General features: G+C 60.8%; 21 protein-coding genes. 15 read left to right on the forward strand and 6 right to left on the reverse strand.

Annotated elements, in window-relative coordinates:
• Positions 1–29: 29 nt before the first annotated feature.
• Positions 30–1304 carry an MFS transporter gene (locus tag BN1188_RS15285; RefSeq protein ID WP_084596236.1) on the forward strand — a complete coding sequence of 425 codons (1275 nt, stop codon included), beginning with the start codon at positions 30–32 and terminating at the stop codon, positions 1302–1304.
• Positions 1305–1338: 34 nt separating this feature from the next.
• On the opposite strand, the gene BN1188_RS15290 is transcribed toward BN1188_RS15285, so the two are convergent.
• From BN1188_RS15290 to flgA, 4 genes are all read right to left on the reverse strand, one after another.
• On the reverse strand, positions 1339–2085 hold the full coding sequence (locus tag BN1188_RS15290; RefSeq protein ID WP_040262279.1) for a flagellar brake protein: 747 nt from the start codon (positions 2083–2085) through the stop codon (positions 1339–1341).
• A 126-nt stretch (positions 2086–2211) separates the two neighbouring features.
• Complete coding sequence (locus tag BN1188_RS15295) at positions 2212–2679, reverse strand: flagella synthesis protein FlgN (protein ID WP_040262280.1); 468 nt, start codon at positions 2677–2679, stop codon at positions 2212–2214.
• Positions 2680–2728: 49 nt separating this feature from the next.
• Entirely contained in the window at positions 2729–3031 is a 303-nt protein-coding gene (gene flgM, locus BN1188_RS15300) for a flagellar biosynthesis anti-sigma factor FlgM (RefSeq protein WP_040262281.1), read from the reverse strand.
• Positions 3032–3179: 148 nt separating this feature from the next.
• A complete protein-coding gene (gene flgA / locus BN1188_RS15305; RefSeq protein WP_040262282.1) occupies positions 3180–3929 on the reverse strand; it encodes a flagellar basal body P-ring formation chaperone FlgA in 750 nt (249 codons plus the stop codon).
• A gap of 87 nt (positions 3930–4016) precedes the next feature.
• Between flgA and BN1188_RS15310 the strand changes: the two genes are divergently transcribed.
• Together BN1188_RS15310 and cheR are read left to right on the forward strand one after the other, a co-directional pair.
• Positions 4017–4943, forward strand: coding sequence for a chemotaxis protein CheV (locus BN1188_RS15310; RefSeq protein ID WP_040262283.1), 927 nt, complete (start codon positions 4017–4019; stop codon positions 4941–4943).
• A 47-nt stretch (positions 4944–4990) separates the two neighbouring features.
• Positions 4991–5818: a protein-glutamate O-methyltransferase CheR gene (cheR, locus tag BN1188_RS15315; RefSeq protein WP_040262284.1), complete on the forward strand. Its 828-nt coding sequence runs from the start codon at positions 4991–4993 to the stop codon at positions 5816–5818.
• Between the two features lie 56 nt (positions 5819–5874).
• Here the strand turns inward: cheR and BN1188_RS15320 are convergent, their stop codons facing one another.
• Both BN1188_RS15320 and BN1188_RS15325 read right to left on the reverse strand, forming a co-directional pair.
• Positions 5875–6276 (reverse strand): type II toxin-antitoxin system MqsA family antitoxin, encoded by a 402-nt coding sequence (locus BN1188_RS15320; protein ID WP_040262285.1) that lies wholly within the window; start codon positions 6274–6276, stop codon positions 5875–5877.
• A gap of 2 nt (positions 6277–6278) precedes the next feature.
• Entirely contained in the window at positions 6279–6575 is a 297-nt protein-coding gene (locus tag BN1188_RS15325) for a type II toxin-antitoxin system MqsR family toxin (RefSeq protein ID WP_040262286.1), read from the reverse strand.
• Between the two features lie 318 nt (positions 6576–6893).
• Between BN1188_RS15325 and flgB the strand changes: the two genes are divergently transcribed.
• The 12 genes from flgB (at position 6894) to BN1188_RS15385 (ending at position 18797) form a co-directional block, all read left to right on the forward strand.
• Entirely contained in the window at positions 6894–7301 is a 408-nt protein-coding gene (gene flgB, locus BN1188_RS15330) for a flagellar basal body rod protein FlgB (RefSeq protein WP_040262287.1), read from the forward strand.
• A 3-nt stretch (positions 7302–7304) separates the two neighbouring features.
• Positions 7305–7748 carry a flagellar basal body rod protein FlgC gene (gene flgC, locus BN1188_RS15335; RefSeq protein ID WP_040262288.1) on the forward strand — a complete coding sequence of 148 codons (444 nt, stop codon included), beginning with the start codon at positions 7305–7307 and terminating at the stop codon, positions 7746–7748.
• 15 nt (positions 7749–7763) lie between these two features.
• Complete coding sequence (gene flgD / locus BN1188_RS15340; RefSeq protein ID WP_040262289.1) at positions 7764–8474, forward strand: flagellar hook assembly protein FlgD; 711 nt, start codon at positions 7764–7766, stop codon at positions 8472–8474.
• 27 nt (positions 8475–8501) lie between these two features.
• Positions 8502–9800: a flagellar hook protein FlgE gene (gene flgE, locus BN1188_RS15345; protein WP_040262290.1), complete on the forward strand. Its 1299-nt coding sequence runs from the start codon at positions 8502–8504 to the stop codon at positions 9798–9800.
• Between the two features lie 48 nt (positions 9801–9848).
• Entirely contained in the window at positions 9849–10037 is a 189-nt protein-coding gene (locus tag BN1188_RS15350) for a hypothetical protein (protein ID WP_040262291.1), read from the forward strand.
• Positions 10038–10368: 331 nt separating this feature from the next.
• A complete protein-coding gene (locus BN1188_RS15355; protein WP_040262292.1) occupies positions 10369–11106 on the forward strand; it encodes a flagellar basal body rod protein FlgF in 738 nt (245 codons plus the stop codon).
• Positions 11107–11169: 63 nt separating this feature from the next.
• Positions 11170–11955, forward strand: a complete 786-nt coding sequence (flgG, locus tag BN1188_RS15360; RefSeq protein ID WP_040262293.1) for a flagellar basal-body rod protein FlgG — start codon at positions 11170–11172, stop codon at positions 11953–11955.
• Positions 11956–12026: 71 nt separating this feature from the next.
• Positions 12027–12725: a flagellar basal body L-ring protein FlgH gene (gene flgH, locus BN1188_RS15365; protein ID WP_040262294.1), complete on the forward strand. Its 699-nt coding sequence runs from the start codon at positions 12027–12029 to the stop codon at positions 12723–12725.
• Positions 12726–12737: 12 nt separating this feature from the next.
• Positions 12738–13847, forward strand: a complete 1110-nt coding sequence (locus tag BN1188_RS15370; RefSeq protein WP_040264027.1) for a flagellar basal body P-ring protein FlgI — start codon at positions 12738–12740, stop codon at positions 13845–13847.
• An 11-nt stretch (positions 13848–13858) separates the two neighbouring features.
• The gene (gene flgJ / locus BN1188_RS15375; RefSeq protein WP_040262295.1) at positions 13859–15163 is read left to right on the forward strand and encodes a flagellar assembly peptidoglycan hydrolase FlgJ; all 1305 of its coding nucleotides are present in this window, start codon (positions 13859–13861) and stop codon (positions 15161–15163) included.
• Positions 15164–15173: 10 nt separating this feature from the next.
• Positions 15174–17216, forward strand: coding sequence for a flagellar hook-associated protein FlgK (gene flgK, locus BN1188_RS15380; protein WP_040262296.1), 2043 nt, complete (start codon positions 15174–15176; stop codon positions 17214–17216).
• 12 nt (positions 17217–17228) lie between these two features.
• Positions 17229–18797, forward strand: a complete 1569-nt coding sequence (locus BN1188_RS15385) for a flagellar hook-associated protein 3 (RefSeq protein WP_040262297.1) — start codon at positions 17229–17231, stop codon at positions 18795–18797.
• Positions 18798–18891: the final 94 nt, after the last annotated feature.

Below are 18891 nucleotides of genomic sequence, written 5' to 3' on the forward strand. Positions count from 1 at the left end.
ACCTACTTGATCGGAGTTGTGGATCGTCGATGCGTCAAATCTGGAAAAACTTTCGCGGTCTTTATTTCGCCTCGCTGATGATGCTCATCGGTTCAGGCTTGCTCAGCACTTACCTGGCCTTGCGCCTGGGAGCCGATCATGTCGACGGGCTATGGGTAGGGGCCCTGATGGCGGCCTATTATTTCGGCCTGGTGCTAGGGGGCAAACTGGGTCACCGGCTGATTGCCCGGGTCGGGCACATTCGCGCCTATACCGCTTGCGCCGGCATCGTGACCGCCGCTGTGCTCGGCCATGGCCTCACGGCTTTCCTGCCGGCCTGGCTGGGGCTACGCTTGGTAGTCGGGCTCGGCATGATGTGCCAATACATGGTGATCGAAAGCTGGCTTAACGAGCAGGCCGAAGCCAGCCAGCGAGGCCTGGTGTTCAGCGGCTACATGATCGCCTCCTACCTGGGCCTGGTACTGGGCCAGCTGATTCTGGTACTTCATCCGGAACTGGGCCTGGAGCTGCTGATGATGGTCGCGTTGTGCTTTGCCCTGTGCCTGGTGCCGGTGGCGCTGACCCGACGCATTCATCCCGCCGCCCTGCACCCTGTGCCCATGGACCCGCGCTTTTTCATACAGCGTGTTCCGCAATCGTTGACCACGGTGCTGGGCGCTGGCCTTATCATCGGTTCGTTCTATGGCCTGGCGCCGTTGTACGCGGCGGGGCAAGGCCTGAGCACCGAGGCGGTAGGGCTGTTCATGGGGTGCTGTGTATTCGCCGGGCTGGTCGTGCAATGGCCCTTGGGGTGGCTGTCGGATCGCTATGACCGAGCGCTCTTGATCAGAAGCATCGCCCTGGTGTTATCTGTACTGACGTTGATCATGGCGGTGCTGCCCAGGTTCTTCAGCATGCCCATGACCTTCATATTCGTCGGCGGCTTTGTGGTTTCGCTACTGCAGTTCTGCCTGTACCCCTTGGCGGTGGCCTTTTCCAACGATCATGTTGAAGGCGACCGCCGGGTGTCTCTGACGGCGATGCTGCTGGTGACCTACGGCATCGGGGCGAGCATCGGGCCACTGGCCGCTGGCGTGCTCATGAAGTGGTATGGCAGCGAGGCGTTGTATGGATTCTTCTCGTTCTTCGCCCTTGTGCTGGTCTGGCGGATCCGTCCCAAGGCCGTCACCAACCTGCATCAGGTTCAGGATGCACCGCTCCACCATGTGGCCATGCCTGACAACATGACCAGCTCGCCCCTGGTCGCGGCGCTTGACCCGCGGGTAGACGAGCAGGTGGTGGACGATCAGATGAAGGAGCACTGAGGCCACGGCAACCCGCAGCGCCAGCGCTGAAACGTCAGAAATCGTCTTTGTCGAACCGGCGGGTTTCCCGCTGCAGCTGGTAGACGAAGCGCTCTACGTTGCGCTGGACCAATCCACCCATGTTATGAAAGCGCACGCCGGCAAAGCTGGTATCCAGCCGTTCTTCGAAATGCAGGTAGCGCAGCTCCACTGGAGTGGTGATGGCGCCAAAGGGGAGGGCGGCGGCAAACTTGTCATAGACCTGGCCCAACTGCAGTTGCTCGGTGATATCACCTTCGAAACGCAACTTGCAGCCGGTGGCGGAAACATCCAGCAGCTTGCCGCGAATGCCCTTGGCCAGCTTGTCACCCGCCAATTCCACGTCCACCAGTGAACTCAGCTTCAAGGCTGCCCGGAATGCGTTGCGACGCTGGTGATAGACCACCTCGGCCGGCAAGGCGCCGACATAGCTGCGCCCGTGAGCGGTATCCAGGATGCTATAGGCGCCATTGCTTTCCCAGGCGATGCGCACGCCGTCATGAAAGCCCTCGACGCGAAACGCCTCACCGTTGCTCATGAAGCGTTCGCCGTCGCGAGGAATCAGCTCATCCAGGGACAAGGTGCCACGATCACGATCCACAGCCACTACGAAGCTCTGAAAGCGTTGTTGACGCTCGGTGAAGGTCACGATCAGCGGGTCATGGCTGTCCATCAGCGACTTGATGTTGGCCAGGATTTCCAGCGGTGTAGTGAGGACTTTTGGCGGCTGCGGCGCATCATCCGCACTCGAGGCGTTGAACACGGTACTCGGTTCTCCAAGCTAGAAGCGTAACGGGCAATAAGGCATTGTGCCATCACTGTATACCCGGCGATACTCGACTACAGAAAATCTTTCGGCAATGAAAATAGTGACCGAATGCTCTGCCTGTCACGCCTGGCTGAACGCCCTCACCGTGGCCAATCGCGCAGTCGCCCCTCGAGCGGTATAAAGCGAGGGGGTTTCCCCGCCACTCAGTATTCGCAGCTGGTTGGCAGTAGCGAACTGCTGCAATTGGATCGCACGGCCATTCTGCTCGTTGATTGCCTGGCAATCAGCAAGCAGCGCCGCCAGTTGCTCACCCCGCTCGACCAGGGTCTTGCCAATCACCGAGCGTTGCGCCAGCTGGGCCAGGCCCTCGGCATCCGGAGACAATCCCAGGGCGGCCAGCAGCTCGCTGCGCCGACGGCCATGCTGACCCAATTGCACGATCAACGACTGCTTCTGCGCCAGGATGTTCTCCAGCAACTGCATGTCACGGCCTCGCAGCGCGGTGTACTCCTCGCGCAGCAGGGCCTGGAGCTGTTCGGCGGGTGCGATGTCGTTCTCAATCAACTGCAACAAGGTGGTGTCGTGCATGGCGGGTCTCGGTGTTCACTGCGCCCGGTTAACGTTGAGCGAAAAACACTCAGGCTTCGAAGGACAGCATCTTGCTGGCAACGCGATCGCTGTCGACCTTGTAGGTACCGTCGGCGATCTGCTGCTTGAGCTCGGCAACGCGGCTGGCATTGACCGGCGCGTCAGTGCCCAGGCTGTCGGTGACTTTCTGCAGGTGCTGAGCCACGTCGCTCAGTTGCACGGATTCGCCCGCCTGCTTGGTTCCCTCGACGCTTTTGACATCATCCACGGCGCCGACCGACTTGGTGCCGGAAGTACGCGTAGTGCTGGAAACCTGAGTGGAGCCGGTAACGCTCCGGAAATCGATGACCATGATAAAAACCCCTTGGTATTTGGAAGCTTGCCTTGTTTTCGACCCATTGCGGAGAAACTTTAGGGTAATTTTTCGAAATCACCCCAACGGCAAGGTTCACTGGCCAAGTGTAGGAAAATTGGGCTCCGGCCGCCAGAGCGGCTCGTCTCTACATAGACACTTCCACCTGGGCGGGGCCTGTGACACGCGCCTTGACCACTCGCTGAGAATTCAGGTTGCGGACCCTGATCTGCTCGTTCATACCCCCATCGCTCAAAGCTTCTCCCGGCATTTTCACGGCAAGGGTGCCGCTGCGCGCGGTGATCACTACCTGGTCCCCCTTGCGTATGACTTCCGGCTGCTCGATCTGCACCGGTGCCAGTACCTGGTCCATGGTGGTCGGGCGTACGACCCGCTGGCCGATGGCTTGGTCGAGGCTGGGCAGGAAGCCCTGGTTCAACTGGCCTACATCCCGTTCGCGAATAGCCACGTCACCTTCGGCGATCACGCTGTCACGCTTCAACGGACGAGTGGTCACTACCACTTCCCGGTAGAGCTTCACCGTGGCCGGCACGAACACTGTCCAGGGTGAGCTGCCCTCACAGCGCACCCGTACGGTCACTCGGCCCAAGGGAACAGCCGGGCTCTCCAGGCGGGCGCTCAGTTGCTGGTCGCACTGAGGCATGCGCAGGCGAGGATCAAGATTGGCGACTTCAATGTCATAGCGGCCTTGCGTCTGGCTGGTCGCCAAATAATCTTCAACAGTGAACTCAAGAAACCCTTGGGTCACACCGATAAGCTGTTCGGGCGCTGTCACCTCGTCGGCAAGCAGGCGTCCCGAAACGAACAGACACAAGGTGGCGAACAACCCATAGAGGGGCGCGATCAGATGTCGTGAATATGGCGTTTTCTCGTTCATGGCTATGCTTGAGCAAGTGACGTGCCAAATGCGGCGGCACCCAAGCAGGGCTGAATCGGCGCCGACAGTACAAGGTGGAGGTTAAACATGGCTGGTGTGATGGATTCGGTAAACCAGCGCACGCAACTGGTAGGGCAGAACCGCCTTGAACTGTTGTTGTTCCGTTTGAACGGCAAACAGTTGTACGGCATCAATGTCTTCAAGGTTCGCGAAGTGCTGCAATGTCCCAAGCTGACCTTGATGCCCAAGTCCAGCCCGGTGGTGCGGGGGGTCGCCAATATCCGTGGCGCGACCATCCCGATCCTGGACCTGTCCATGGCGACAGGCTCGCAGTCTTTGGAAGCCGTGCAAGATACTTTCGTGATCATCACGGAATACAACACCAAGATTCAGGGTTTTCTGGTTCATTCGGTCGAGCGCATTGTCAACATGAACTGGGAGGCGATTCATCCGCCACCCAAGGGTACCGGTCGCGATCACTACCTGACGGCGGTGACGCGAGTGGACAACCAGTTGGTGGAAATCATCGACGTGGAGAAGATCCTGGCCGAAGTGTCGCCGGTTTCTGAAACCATCAGCTCCGGGGTGATCGACGAAGCCGTGCAACAGAAGGCCACGGCCTTGCGGGTGCTTACCGTGGATGACTCTTCCGTGGCGCGCAAGCAGGTCAGCCGTTGCCTGGAAACCGTAGGCGTGGAAGTGGTGGCGCTCAATGATGGGCGGCAAGCGTTGGAATATCTTCAGGCGATGGTCGCCGAGGGCAAGGACCCTAACGAAGAATTCCTGATGCTAATCTCGGATATCGAAATGCCTGAAATGGATGGCTATACGCTTACCGCGGAAATCCGTAGCGATCCTCGACTGCAGAAGCTGCATATCGTGTTGCACACGTCCCTGTCAGGGGTGTTCAACCAGGCTATGGTGAAGAAGGTCGGCGCTGACGACTTCTTGGCCAAATTCCGTCCGGACGATCTCGCATCCCGGGTGGTCGAACGTATCAATGCAAAAGGTTGATCGGGCTGCGGCCCGGCGAAGTTTCAACAACAGAAGAGGCGGCACCCTTGGCTACGGCAAATTCCGATTTTGAACAGTTCAGGGCATTCCTGGAAAAGGCCTGTGGCATCGTGCTGGGCGAGAACAAGCAGTACCTGGTGTCCAGCCGCCTCAACAAGCTCATGGAGCAGCAGGGCATCAAGAGCCTGGGTGAGCTGGTGCAGCGCATCCAGAGCCAGCCCCGCGGCGGCCTGCGCGAGCAGGTGGTGGATGCGATGACCACCAACGAAACCCTGTGGTTCCGGGATACCTACCCGTTCGAAGTGATGAAGAACAAGGTACTCCCGGAAATGATCAAGGCCAGCCCCGGCCAGCGGCTGCGGATCTGGTCGGCGGCCTGTTCGTCCGGGCAGGAACCCTATTCGCTGTCGATGACGGTGGAAGAGTTCACTCAGGCCAATCCGGGGCAGCTCAAGGGCGGGGTACAGATCGTGGCCACCGACCTGTCGCCTTCGATGCTGGCGGCGTGCAAGGGCGGAGAGTATGACAGCCTGGCCATCGGCCGTGGCCTGTCACCCGAACGCCTGCAGCGCTACTTCGACACCAAGCCCGGCAACCGCTGGGCGGTAAAGGCGCCCATTCGCAGCAGGGTGGAGTTCCGCCCGATCAACCTGCTTGAAAGCTACATGTCCCTGGGCAAGTTCGACGTCGTGTTCTGCCGCAATGTGCTGATCTATTTCTCGGCGGACGTGAAGAAGGACATCCTGTCCCGCATTCATGGCACCCTCAAGCCAGGCGGTTACCTGTTCCTTGGTGCCTCGGAGGCCCTCAATGGGTTGCCGGACAAGTACAAGATGGTCCAGTGCAGCCCCGGCATCATCTACCAGGCGATCTGATTGCCGCTGCGCCGCCGGAATTCCAGCGGCGCAGGGCACCTGTATTCAAGATAATGCTACGTCATCCTGACTTCATTGAGCAGTTCAGGGTGGCGGTCAAGCAGCTTGAGAAGCTTTACCAGTGCCAGTGGTGGCTTGGTCTTACCGTTTTCGTAGCGGGAAAACGCATTGACGCCGCCTCCGAAGATCTCGCCAGCCTCACGTTGATCGAGCGACAGTTTCTTGCGCACCTTGGCAATGAAGCCCGGATCAACGATAGAAGCGTTGACCTCCTTGTTGAAAGCCAGCATGGAAGCGCTAACGGTTGCGGATTCTGCGGCGCCAAGCACTGCTTCTCCACATTCGGGACAGAAATTTCCTTCGACCTGCATGATCATGGTCGAGGCGCCTTTATAGGCATACGGCAGATCCCTGGTGTCATGAATCAGTTCGGCGGCGCCGCAATTTGGGCACAGCATGGTCATAACTCCTTGAACGAAATTATCAGTACATCATCGATGACGGTTAATTTGAGGTACACGTCGCCCCGCGCGCAGCGATGACGATAAACATCTTGCCAGATCCTATGGTTCCCATGGGTGGTCATGCTTTTATAGAAATCGCAGGGCCTCAGGCTCATCACGATCTCGAGCATAGCGCTATAGTCCATTTCCAGAGCTGCTGCGCCAGCCAGGGCTGTCTGCGTTGCCCTGACATGACCCGAGCCAACCAAGGCCTGTAGCCGTGGTAGCTTGCAATGCGGGATGTGCTTCTCCATTGCAGCGAAATTAACCTAATTGGTTTTTTTCGGCAACTTTGGGCCTTCCGTCTCCGCTAAGGCAAGCCTTGAGCTCATCAATCTGGCACAAATTATTTCAGCCTTTGGCCCCACTCTTGCACCACTCCCCCCGACGGCAATTTTTCTGGCGCCGTCTTTGCCGCTTTGCCGCTTGCTCGAGGAAACAGATTGCCGCTTTTCTGGCGACGGTTTCCGGGTCTGAAGTCAAGACCCTTTCAAATCAAGGGTTTATGAAGTTGGCACAGCAGTTGCTATATCTAGGTCAGCACATCATGTTTCGTCGCGGAGGTATCGCTCATGGGCATCAGTTTTGACAAGGCACTCGGCATTCACGAGCAGGCACTGCACTTCCGTGCCCAGCGCGCCGAGGTACTGGCTAACAACCTCGCCAATGCCGACACCCCTAACTACAAGGCGCGTGACCTGGACTTCTCTTCAGTCCTCGCCGCTCAGGCCGACAAAGGCCAGAACGGCATTTTCGGGTTGGAACGGACCAACACCATGCATATCGATGCCCAGGGCTTGAGCAATGACGACGGTACCTTGCAGTACCGGATCCCGAGCCAGCCGTCCCTGGACCAGAACACTGTGGACGCTCAGATCGAGCAGGCGAACTACGCCAAGAACGGTGTGGACTTCCAGGCCAGCTTCACCTTGCTGAACAACAAATTCAAGGGCCTGGTCACGGCCATCAAAGGAGAGTAATCCATGTCTCTGTCCAGCGTATTCAACATCGCCGGTACTGGCATGAGCGCGCAGACCACTCGCCTCAACAGCACCGCCAGCAACATCGCCAACGCCGAAACCGTATCGTCCAGCATCGACCAGACCTACCGCGCGCGTCACCCAGTGTTCGCCACCGTGCTGGCCGACCAGACCGGCGCCTCGGGCGGTTCGCTGTTCGAAGATCAGGGCGTGGCGGGGCAGGGGGTGCAGGTGACCGGCATCGTCGAAGACCAGAGCAACCTTGAAGCGCGTTACGAACCGAACAACCCCGCGGCGAACCAGGACGGGTACGTGTACTACCCCAATGTGAACGTCGTGGAGGAAATGGCAGACATGATTTCAGCGAGCCGCTCGTTCCAGGTGAACGCGGAAATCATGAACACCGCCAAGACCATGATGCAGAAAGTACTGACGCTGGGTCAGTAAGCCAAGGGATAAACCATGACTACCACTACTGATAGCACCAGCTCGTCGATACTTTCGCAATATGCGGTTTCGAATGCGAGCAAGACAACTTCCTCCAGCAGCTCGAGTTCGACTTCGAGCACGGAAACCATGGGCAAGGACACCTTCCTGCAGTTGCTCGTAACGCAGATGAAGAACCAGAACCCGCTGGACCCGCAGGACAACTCCGAGTTCGTGGCGCAGCTGGCCCAGTTCAGTAGCGTCGAGGGCATCAATAACCTCAACGATACGGTTACCACCCTGGCCGGCAACTACACCTCGAGCCAGGCGCTGCAGGCTTCGGCCTTGGTCGGGCACTCGGTGCTTGCCCAGACCGGCAGCGCGGTGGTGAACACCACCAGCGGCATCACCGGGCAGTTCGACCTGGCCTCGGCCAGCACCGACGCTACCGTGAAGGTGTATGACGCCAGTGGCAACTTGGTGAAGAACATCGACCTGGGGTCCCAGGCCGCGGGCACCGTAAGCTTCTCGTGGGATGGTACCGATAATGAAGGCACAGTCCTTTCGTCGGGCACTTATAAATTTGTGGCCAGTGCCACGGTAGATGGCAGCGAAGTTGCACAAACGACGTATCTGCCAGCGACCGTCACAAGTGTGACGGTAGGCAGTACAACGGGTGACATGACCCTTAAGTTAGCCGACGGCTCGAGTGTAGCGCTGTCGAAAGTCAAAACCATCGGATCGTAAGCCGGCTTATCGGCACTGGAGTAGATTATGTCGTTCAATACCGGCCTGAGCGGTCTCAACGCGGCCAACACTGCACTTAACGTTACCGGCAACAACATCGCCAACGTTGCTACTACCGGCTTCAAGAAGTCGCGCGCCGAGTTCGGCGACGTCTACGCCAACTCGCTGTTCCTGGGCAGCTCCAAGAACGGCGTAGGTTCCGGCGTTGCCACTGCCGCCGTTTCCCAGCAGTTCACCCAGGGCACCATCAGCAGCACCGGCGCCAGCCTCGACATGGCCATCAATGGCAATGGTTTCTTCGTGGTCAGCGACAACGGCAACAAGGTCTACACCCGTGCCGGCGCCTTCGGTACTGACAACGCGGGCAACATCGTGGATGCCAGCGGCAACAAGCTGATGGGCTACGGTACCGACTCCGATGGCAATGTCATCGACGGCGTGCTGACCACCCTCAAGGTGGACACCTCCTCGCTGGCTCCGAAGGCCACCGAGACCGTCACCGAAACCATGAACGTCAACTCCAGCGACAGCGTACCCACGGTGACCCCGTTCGATGCCACGGACACCAACAGCTACAACTACACCTGGAGTACCGACATCTACGACAGTCAGGGTAACTCCCATACCATGACCCAGTACTTCGTGAAGAACGACACCAATGACTGGACCATGTACGCCACCATCGATGGCGTGAACCCGAACGACCCGACGTCGACGACGCCGTACAGTGCCGATTTCACTTTCAACTCTGATGGCAGCCTGGCCAGCACCACCAGCAGCGACTTCACCGTTGATTCGACCGGCAAGCTGACCCTGACCAACTGGACCCCGGCAGCCGAGAACGCCAGTGGCGTCATGGCCAGCAACGGTTCGACCGCGGCTACCGGTGGCGTGACCTTGAACATGGCGAACACCACGTCTTACAACACCACGTCGGCGGTGACTGCCAAGTCTCAAGACGGCTACGCCACGGGTAACCTGTCGGCCCTGTCCATCGACAGTGAAGGCAACATCTTCGGCACCTACAGCAACGGCCAGTCCAAGACGGTCGGCCAGGTGGCCTTGGCCAACTTCGCCAACGTCCAGGGCCTTACCCCTAACGGCAGCACTGGCTGGCGCGAGTCGTCCGCTTCCGGTGTGCCGGTGGTAGGCGCGCCCAACAGCGGCACCATGGGAACCCTGACGGCAGGCTCGCTGGAGGATTCCAACGTGGACCTGACCAGCGAACTGGTGAACTTGATCAAGGCGCAGAGCAACTACCAGGCGAACGCCAAGACCATTTCCACCGAAAGCACCATCATGCAAACCATCATCCAAATGACCTGATGCATCCGGGGCGGCGCAAGGAGTCGCCGCCCTGGCCCTGGAGCCGCCATGAAAAAGGTTGTACATCTGTTGATGATTTTCTTGACTGCCACCGGCGGGCTCGCCGAAGGCGCACCGGCTCCATGGTACAAGTATCAGAGCCTGAAAACCGGTCAGTTCGTTTGTGTGCAGAACGACCCTGGCGAGGCCTTCCAGCGCTTCGCCGGGCCATTCCACAATGCAGGTTGCCGTCCCTAGGCTCAGTCCACGGCGGCTTTCGGCTGTCGGCGCGGGAGGTAGCGAAGCTACCGAATCCGTGATGACGGCGTGGTTTGTCGCCATCTGACAGCAGCTCCCGCTGCTTGAACGTCTGTTTTGCCGCTTCGCCGTCAACAAATACAGGTCGCTCCCTTGCCGTTACCGGCAAGGGGCCGCCGAAATCTCGGCGCACCCTGTCTGTCGGAATCCCGGCACGTCTCTGAAATGCCCGTCCTAGAGCCTTTTTGTCAGGTTTGTAAAACTTGGCCCGGGCTTTGCTATATCCCTGGTACTCAGCGATTCAGCGGCGCAGGCCGCCAAGGAGACGACCATGGATAAAATGCTTTATGTGGCCATGACCGGTGCCAGCCAGAACGCCTTGGCACAGAAGGCTCACGCCAACAACCTTGCGAACGTATCTACCAACGGTTTCCAGCGAGACCTGGAACAGGCGCGTTCCATGCCGGTGTTTGGCGATACCCACCCCTCACGCGCCTACGCCATGACCGAGCGTCCGGCTACTGATCTGAGCGCCGGCCCTATGGTGCAGACCGGTCGCGACCTGGATGTAGCCGTAGGCGGTGAGGGCTGGATTGCCGTGCAGGCGCCGGATGGCTCCGAGGCTTATACCAAAAGCGCCAGCCTGAACGTGGACGCCCTGGGCGTGCTGCGCACCAGCACCGGCATGGCCGTGCTGGGCAATGGCGGGCCGATCGCCGTGCCGCCGCAGGAGCAGATCGAGATCGGCCAGGACGGGACCATCAGCATCCGCTCCCTCGGCCAGGCCCCTTCGGTCATGGCTACCGTGGACCGCATCAAGACGGTAAACCCCAAGGCCGCCGACCTTACCAAGGGCACCGATGGCCTGATCCATACCAAGAGCGGCGAGCCCGCCGCGGTCGATGGCGCCGTGCAGCTGACCTCGGGTTTCCTGCAGGGCAGCAACGTGAATGCCGTGGAGGAAATGACCCAAGTGATGGCTCTTTCCAAGCAGTTCGAGATGCACATCAAAATGATGACGACCGCCAAGGAAGCCGATGAGGCGATGGCACGCGTCCTGCAAATGTAATGGTAACCCACACCTTTATTGACACTACAGGCACCGCGCCGTCGGCACCCTAAGGAGAACACCATGCTTCCAGCACTTTATGTCAGTAAAACCGGCCTGGCTGCTCAGGACACCAACCTGACCACCATTTCCAACAACCTGGCCAACGTTTCCACCACCGGCTTCAAGAAAGACCGTGCCGAGTTCCAGGACCTGCTGTACCAGGTAAAACGTCAGCCAGGCGCGGCGTCGACCCAGGACAGCGAGCTGCCCTCGGGCCTGCAGGTCGGTACCGGTGTGCGCATTGTCGGTACCCAGAAGAACTTCACCGCCGGTAGCTTGCAGACCACTGACCAGCCTCTGGACATGGCGATCAACGGCCGTGGTTTCTTCCAGGTGATGCAGCCGGACGGCACCATCTCGTACACCCGTGACGGCACCTTCCACCTGAACTCGGACGGTCAGATCGTCACCGCCAACGGCCTGGCAGTGCAACCGGCTATCACCGTGCCGGCCGAAGCGCAGACCTTCACCGTGGGCACCGACGGTACCGTTTCCATCACCACCACCGGCAGCGCCACCGCCCAGGTGATCGGCAACATCCAGACCGCGGACTTCATCAACCCGGCCGGCCTGCAGTCCATCGGTGGCAACCTGTACCTGGAAACCGCTGCCAGCGGTGCGCCCAACGTGGGTACGCCTGGCCTGAACGGCTTCGGTACCGTGCTGCAGAACACCCTGGAAAACTCCAACGTCAGCACTGTGGAAGAACTGGTGAACATGATCACCACCCAGCGTGCGTACGAGATGAACTCCAAGGTGATCTCCACCGCGGACCAGATGCTGCAGAACCTGACCCAGAACCTGTAATCGCTGAACGCCGCACCCCTAATCGCTTGCTCATACGCCTGAAGGATCAGTTACACCGTGAGGTTGGAGTCATGAATCGTCGTCTGTCTGCTGTGCTGTTGTTGACCGGAGCCGCGTTCCTGGGTGGCTGCATGGCGCCACCCCCGAAGCCGAACGATCCGTACTACGCCCCGGTGCTGCCACGCACGCCGCTGCCGGCGGCGGCCAACAACGGCTCGATCTACCAGGCCGGTTTCGACCAGAACCTGTACACCGACCGCAAGGCGTTCCGGGTGGGCGACATCATCACCATCACCCTGGCCGAGAAAACCTCGGCGAGCAAGAGCGCCAACTCCAAGGTGACCAAGAGCAGCAGCAACAGCATTGGCCTGACCTCGCTGTTCGGCGGTAGCGGCACCACCAACAATCCGCTGGGTGGCGGCGACCTGAGCCTGGATGCCGGCTACAGCGGCGACCGTACCACCAACGGCGACGCCAAGGCGGCCCAGGGCAACAGCCTCACCGGCTCGATCACCGTGACCGTGGCCGATGTGCTGCCCAACGGGATCATTTCGGTCCGTGGCGAGAAGTGGCTGACCCTCAACACCGGCCAGGAGCTGGTACGCATAGCTGGCCTGATTCGTGCAGATGACATAGCGACCGACAATACAGTGTCGTCGACCCGAGTGGCCGACGCGCGCATCACCTACTCAGGCACCGGCTCCTTTGCCGAGGCCAGCCAGCCCGGGTGGTTGGATCGGTTCTTCTCTAGCCCGTACTTTCCTTTCTGAGTGCGTATGACCATGTTGAACTTCAAGCAGTTGGTGGCGGCATCCCTGTTGTTCCTGACCGCGTTCGGCGCTCATGCCGAACGTCTCAAGGACATCGCCAGTATTCAGGGCGTTCGTAGCAACCAGCTGATCGGCTACGGCCTGGTGGTGGGTCTGAGCGGCACCGGTGACCAGACCACCCAGACGCCGTTCACCATCCAGACGTTCAACAACATGCTCGCCCAGTTCGGCATCAAGGTGCCTGCGGGCACGAGTTCGGCACAGCTGAAAAACGTGGCGGCGGTGTCCATCCATGCGGATCTGCCAGCCTTCGCCAAGCCCGGCCAGACCATCGACATTACGGTGTCGTCCATCGGTAACTCCAAGAGCCTGCGTGGCGGCAGCCTGCTGATGACTCCGCTCAAGGGTATCGACGGCAACGTCTACGCCATCGCCCAGGGCAACCTGGTGGTGGGTGGTTTTGACGCTGAAGGCAAGGACGGTTCGAAAATCACCGTGAACGTGCCGTCGGCAGGTCGGATTCCTGGCGGCGCAACGGTAGAGCGTTCGGTGCCGAGCGGCTTCGACCAGGGCAATTTCCTGACCCTGAACCTTAATCGGCCGGACTTTACCACCGCCAAGCACATCGTCGACAAGATCAACGAGCTACTTGGCGCGGGAGTTGCAAATGCAGTGGACGGGGGATCGGTTCGGGTGACCGCGCCGCTTGATCCCAACCAGCGTGTGGACTACCTGTCAGTACTGGAAAACCTTGAAATAGACCCGGGCCAGGCCATGGCCAAGGTGATCATCAATTCGCGGACCGGCACCATCGTGATCGGTCAGAACGTCAAGGTAACGCCAGCGGCAGTGACTCACGGCAGTTTGACAGTGACGATCACCGAAGACCCGATCGTCAGCCAGCCCGGACCCTTGTCCAATGGCCAGACCGCCGTCGTTCCACGCTCGAAGGTCAATGCCGAACAGGAAGCCAAGCCCATGTTCAAGTTCGGCCCCGGAACCACGCTTGATGAGATCGTGCGTGCCGTCAACCAGGTTGGCGCCGCGCCCAGTGACCTGATGGCGATCCTTGAAGCCTTGAAGCAGGCCGGTGCCTTGCAAGCCGACCTGATCGTAATCTGAGGTGACGCAGCATGGACATGCCTTCTGGTGGAGTTTCGAAAGGCGCTGATTCCGGCGCCTACACCGACCTGAACCGCTTGAACGCGCTCAAGGTTGGCAATCGCGACAGCGAGGCCAACCTGCGCAAGGTCGCCCAGGAGTTCGAATCGGTGTTCGTGGGGGAAATGCTCAAGTCCATGCGCTCGGCCAACCAGTCCCTGAGCAAGGACAGCCTCATGAATTCCGATTCGGTCAAACAGTATCAGGAGATGTACGACCAGCAGCTGGCGGTGAGCCTGTCTCACCAGGGTAACGGCATCGGCCTGCAGGACGTGCTCATGCGTCAGCTGTCCAAGAGCAAGGACGTCGCCCGCCCGGGCGGCAACCCTTTCGCCCGCCCTGAAGGCAATCAGCACGCCCTGGGCGCCGTGCGCAACGGCAGCGCCGATGCGCAGTCGGCCACGGCTTCTGCCCACAATGACATGGCAATGCTCAACCAGCGTCGCCTGGCCTTGCCGAGCAAGTCCGTCGACCGGCTGCTGGCAGGCATCGTGCCGGGCGCGACCGAAGCGACCGACCGCAACACCCTGGTCCGTGGTCAGGCGCCTCAGGCGAACCTGCTGCACCCGCCGGTCGCCAACAACCGTATCAACGTACCGGCCACCGCGCCGAGCGGCGTCGCTTCCGCCGTGGCCAGCGCCAATGCTGCCCAGGTTGGCAAGGGCGAGGCCGCGGGTGCCTATGGCGACTGGACCACCGACTACGCCAGCGCCACCAAGGCGACCCCGGTCGCTGCCCGTACCTTGACCCAGGTGCCGCTGGCCCCGGGCAAGGCCGCCTTCGCGTCGCGTGAAGAGTTCGTGGCTACCATGCTGCCCATGGCTGAAGAGGCCGCGGCACGCATTGGGGTAGACCCCAAGGTCCTGGTGGCCCAGGCCGCGCTGGAAACCGGCTGGGGCAAATCGGTGCTGCGCCAGGGTGATGGCAGCACCAGCTACAACCTGTTCAACATCAAGGCCGGTTCAAGCTGGAAAGGGGAGACCGCTCGCGCGGTCACCGCCGAATACGAGAACGGCCAGGTGGTCAAGGAGTCGGCGCAGTTCCGCGCCTACGATTCCTTCGCCGACAGCTTCCACGACCTGATCAATCTGCTGCAGAACAACGACCGCTATCAAGAAGTGGTGAAGTCTGCCGATAACCCGGCACAGTTTGTCAAAGAGCTGCAGAAGGCAGGTTATGCGACCGACCCGCGTTACGCGAGCAAGATCGCAGGCATCGCCAAGCAGCTCGAGAGCTACGGGAACTACGCGTCGAACGGCTCTTCCACGACTTTATAAGGTTTGAACCATGGCGAATCTGATCAACATCGGTCTGTCGGGGCTGTCCACCAGCCAGGCCGCGCTGACCACGACCAGTAACAACATCTCCAACGTGGCTACTGCCGGTTACTCTCGGCAGTCCACGGTGTCCAGCGCGGGCGCGCTGCAAAGCATCGGTGGCGCCGGCTACGTGGGCACGGGCACGACCCTGGCCGAAGTTCGTCGGATCTACAGCTCCTACCTGCAGAACCAGGTTTCGAGCAGTACCGCCCTGGACGCCGAAGCCAGCACCCTGTCGACCAACGCCGCCACGCTGGACTCCCTGCTGTCGGACAAGGCCACCGGAGTTACCTCGGTGTTGTCGGATTTCTTCACCTCGCTGCAAACCGCGGCGGCGTCGCCCAGCGACACCGCTTCGCGCCAGTTGCTGGTGACCGCTGCCTCGACCCTGAGCAATCGCTTCAACACCATCGCATCGCAGATTTCGTCGTCCAATACCGACGTGAACAGCCAGCTGACTACGCTCTCGGAGCAGGTCAACACCCTGAGCAAGTCCATCGCATCGCTCAACCAGCAGATTGTCTCGATGGCCGGCAATGGCACCCCGAACAGCCTCATGGATGCCCGCGACGAAGCCGTGCGCCAGCTCAACGAACTGGTGGGCGTGACCGTGCAACAGCGCGACGGCCAGTACGACGTGTACCTGGGCAGTGGCCAGGCGCTGGTGTCCGGCACCTCGTCCAACACCCTGACCGCCCAGCCCAGCGCCAGCGATCCGACCACCTACGGCCTGACCGTCAACTATGCCAGCTATAGCACCGAGGTGACTTCGGTGGTCAGTGGCGGCCAGATCGGGGGCCTGCTGCGCTATCGCAGCGAAGTATTGCAGCCGGCCCAGAACGAATTAGGCCGCCTGGCCATGGTGGTCAGCGATTCGATCAACCAGCAGCTCGGCCAGGGCCTGGATGCCAATGGCGACTTCGGCAGCAGCCTGTTCTCCAGCATCAACAGCACCGCCGCCGTCAGCAACCGCAGCCAGGCCAGCGCCAGCAACAGCGCCGGCTCGGGCAACCTGGACGTCACCATCACCGACAGCAGCGCGCTGACGGCGTACAACTACGCGGTGAAGTTCACTGACGCCAATACCTACACCGTCACTCGCTCGGACGGCACCGCCATGGGTAGCCATACCCTGGACGAAGACCCGGCGCCGAGCATCGACGGTTTCACCCTGGCCCTCAATGGCAACAGCCTGAGCGCCGGTGACAGCTTCACCGTGACGCCGACCCGCAACGGCGCCAGCCAGATCACGACCGTCATGACGGATGTGTCCAAGCTGGCCTTCGCCGGCCCGCTCGCCGCCACCAGCAGCTCGGGCAACAGCGGCACCGGCAGCGTCACCCAGCCGACGCTGACGACCAAGCTGGACGTCTATGACAGCGCCGCCCTGGCCAAGGCCCAGAGCGGCATTGAAAACGGCCTGCCGGTGAAGCTGGTGTTCGGCAGCGCGAGCAACGGCAGCCAGGGCTATACCGTCTACAATGCCAGCGGTGCCAGCATCGGTACGGGCACCATCGTGCCCAACCAGACCAACACCCTGAGCGTGACCGTGCCCATGCTCGACGATAACGGCAACGCCATGCTCGATGCCGACGGCAATGCCATGACCGCCAGCTTCCAGATGAACGTCAGCGGTTCGCCGGCGGCCAGCGATAGCTATACCGTGGCCTTCAACAGCAACGGCGCCTCGGACAACCGCAACGCCACCGCGGTGGTGAACTTGCAGAACACCCGTACCGTAGGCGCTTCGTCCGGCGGCGGGGTCAGCATGACCGGCGCCTACGCCAAGCTTGTGGAAGATGTCGGCGCCAAGGCCGCCCAGGCCAGCAGCGACGCCACCGCCACGGCGGCCGTACTGACCTCGGCCACCGCCAGCCGGGACTCGGTCGCCGGGGTGAACCTCGACGAAGAAGCCGCCGACCTGGTCAAGTTCCAGCAGTACTACACGGCGTCCTCGCAGATCATCAAGACTGCGCAGGAAGTTTTCTCTACCCTGCTCAACGCCCTGTAAGGAGGCCACGACATGCGTATCTCCACCGGACAGTATTTCGCCAACAGCACCAGCGCCTACACTAAGAACTTCGCGGCCACCGCCAAGACCCAGGACCAGATCAGTTCCGGCGAGCGCATCCAGACCGCGTCGGACGACCCTGTGGGGGCTTCCAAGCTGCTGCAATTGCGTCAGCAGAGCGCTGTGCTCGAGCAGTACAAGGGCAACATCACCAGCGCCACCAACTCGCTCTCTTCTGAGGAAAGCGTGCTGGCCAATATCACGACCGCGTTGCAGCGCGCCCAGGAACTGGCCACCGAAGCCGGTAACGGCGCGCTGACCGATGACGACCGCAAATCCATCGCCAGCGAAATCGGCCAGATCAAGGAAACCGTCTACGGCCTGCTCAATACCAAGGACGCCAACGGCCAGTACCTGTTCTCGGGCTCGAAGACCACGACCCAGCCGTACACGCTCAACAGCGACGGCACCTATACCTATCAGGGCGACGAGACCCAGCTCAGCCTGCAGGTGTCCGATACCCTGACGGTGGCTACCAATGACACCGGCTTCAGCATCTTCGACCTGGCCACCAACACCAGCCGTACCACCACGACCCAGACCTTGCCGGCCACGGCGGACGGCAAGCTGTCGGTATCCAATGGGCAGATGAGCTCGTTGACCGACTACAACAAGAGCTTCGCTCCGGGCCAGCCGTTCACGCTGACCTTCGCCAGCTCCAGCCAGTACACCGTCACCGATGCCAATGGCAACGACGTGACCGCGCAGACCGCGGGCAAGGGCAGCTACGACTTCGACAAGGAAGGCGGCGACAGCATCAGCCTGTATGGCGTGACCTTCAGCGTGAACACCAACGTGGCCAAGGGCGAGAACGCCGACACCGTGCTGGCGGGCCGTACCTTCAGCCTGACCACCAGCCCGGACACGGTGACGGCCAACCGCCTGGCCAGCAACGCTTCCACCGCTCAGATGACCGCGGGCGCGGTGACGGACTCGGCTGCCTACACCGCCGGTTTCCCAACCAACGGGGCGGTGATCAAGTTCACCAGCGCCACCGACTACCAGGTGTACGCCCAGCCGTTGACCGACAGCAGCAAGCCGGTCACCAGCGGTACGTATGATGGCAGCGGCTCGCTGACCACCGCCGGAGTGACCTTCAACGTCAGCGGTACGCCGTCGGCCAGCGATCAGTTCACGGTGAGCGCGAATACCCATAGCACCCAGAACGTTCTCGATACCCTGAACCAGCTGGAAGTGGCCCTGAACACGCCTACCGTCAACGACTCGGCGGCTCAGCTGAAGCTGCGCAACTCGCTCGAGTCGGCCCTGGGCAACCTGCAATCGGCCAACAACCGCATCGACGTCACCCGCGGCTCCATCGGTGCCCGGGAAAACGCCCTGGAGATCCAGAGCGAGCAGATCATCAGTCTGCAAACCGCCAACGCCACCACCCAGTCGCAGATCGGCGATACGGACCTGGCCGAAGCGACCACCCAGCTCACCCTTCAGCAGACCATGCTGCAGGCAGCGCAGTTGTCCTTCTCCAAGATCTCGCAGCTGAACCTGTTCGATCGCCTGTAACACCGGCCTGGACGTCAGCATCGCTGGCTGAAGGCTGCAAAGCCGCCAGCACTGCCTATGCTTGATAGGACGGTGCTGGCGGCTTTGTCGTTTT

This window comes from Pseudomonas massiliensis, assembly GCF_000826105.1.
Taxonomy (GTDB): Bacteria; Pseudomonadota; Gammaproteobacteria; order Pseudomonadales; family Pseudomonadaceae; genus Aquipseudomonas; species Aquipseudomonas massiliensis.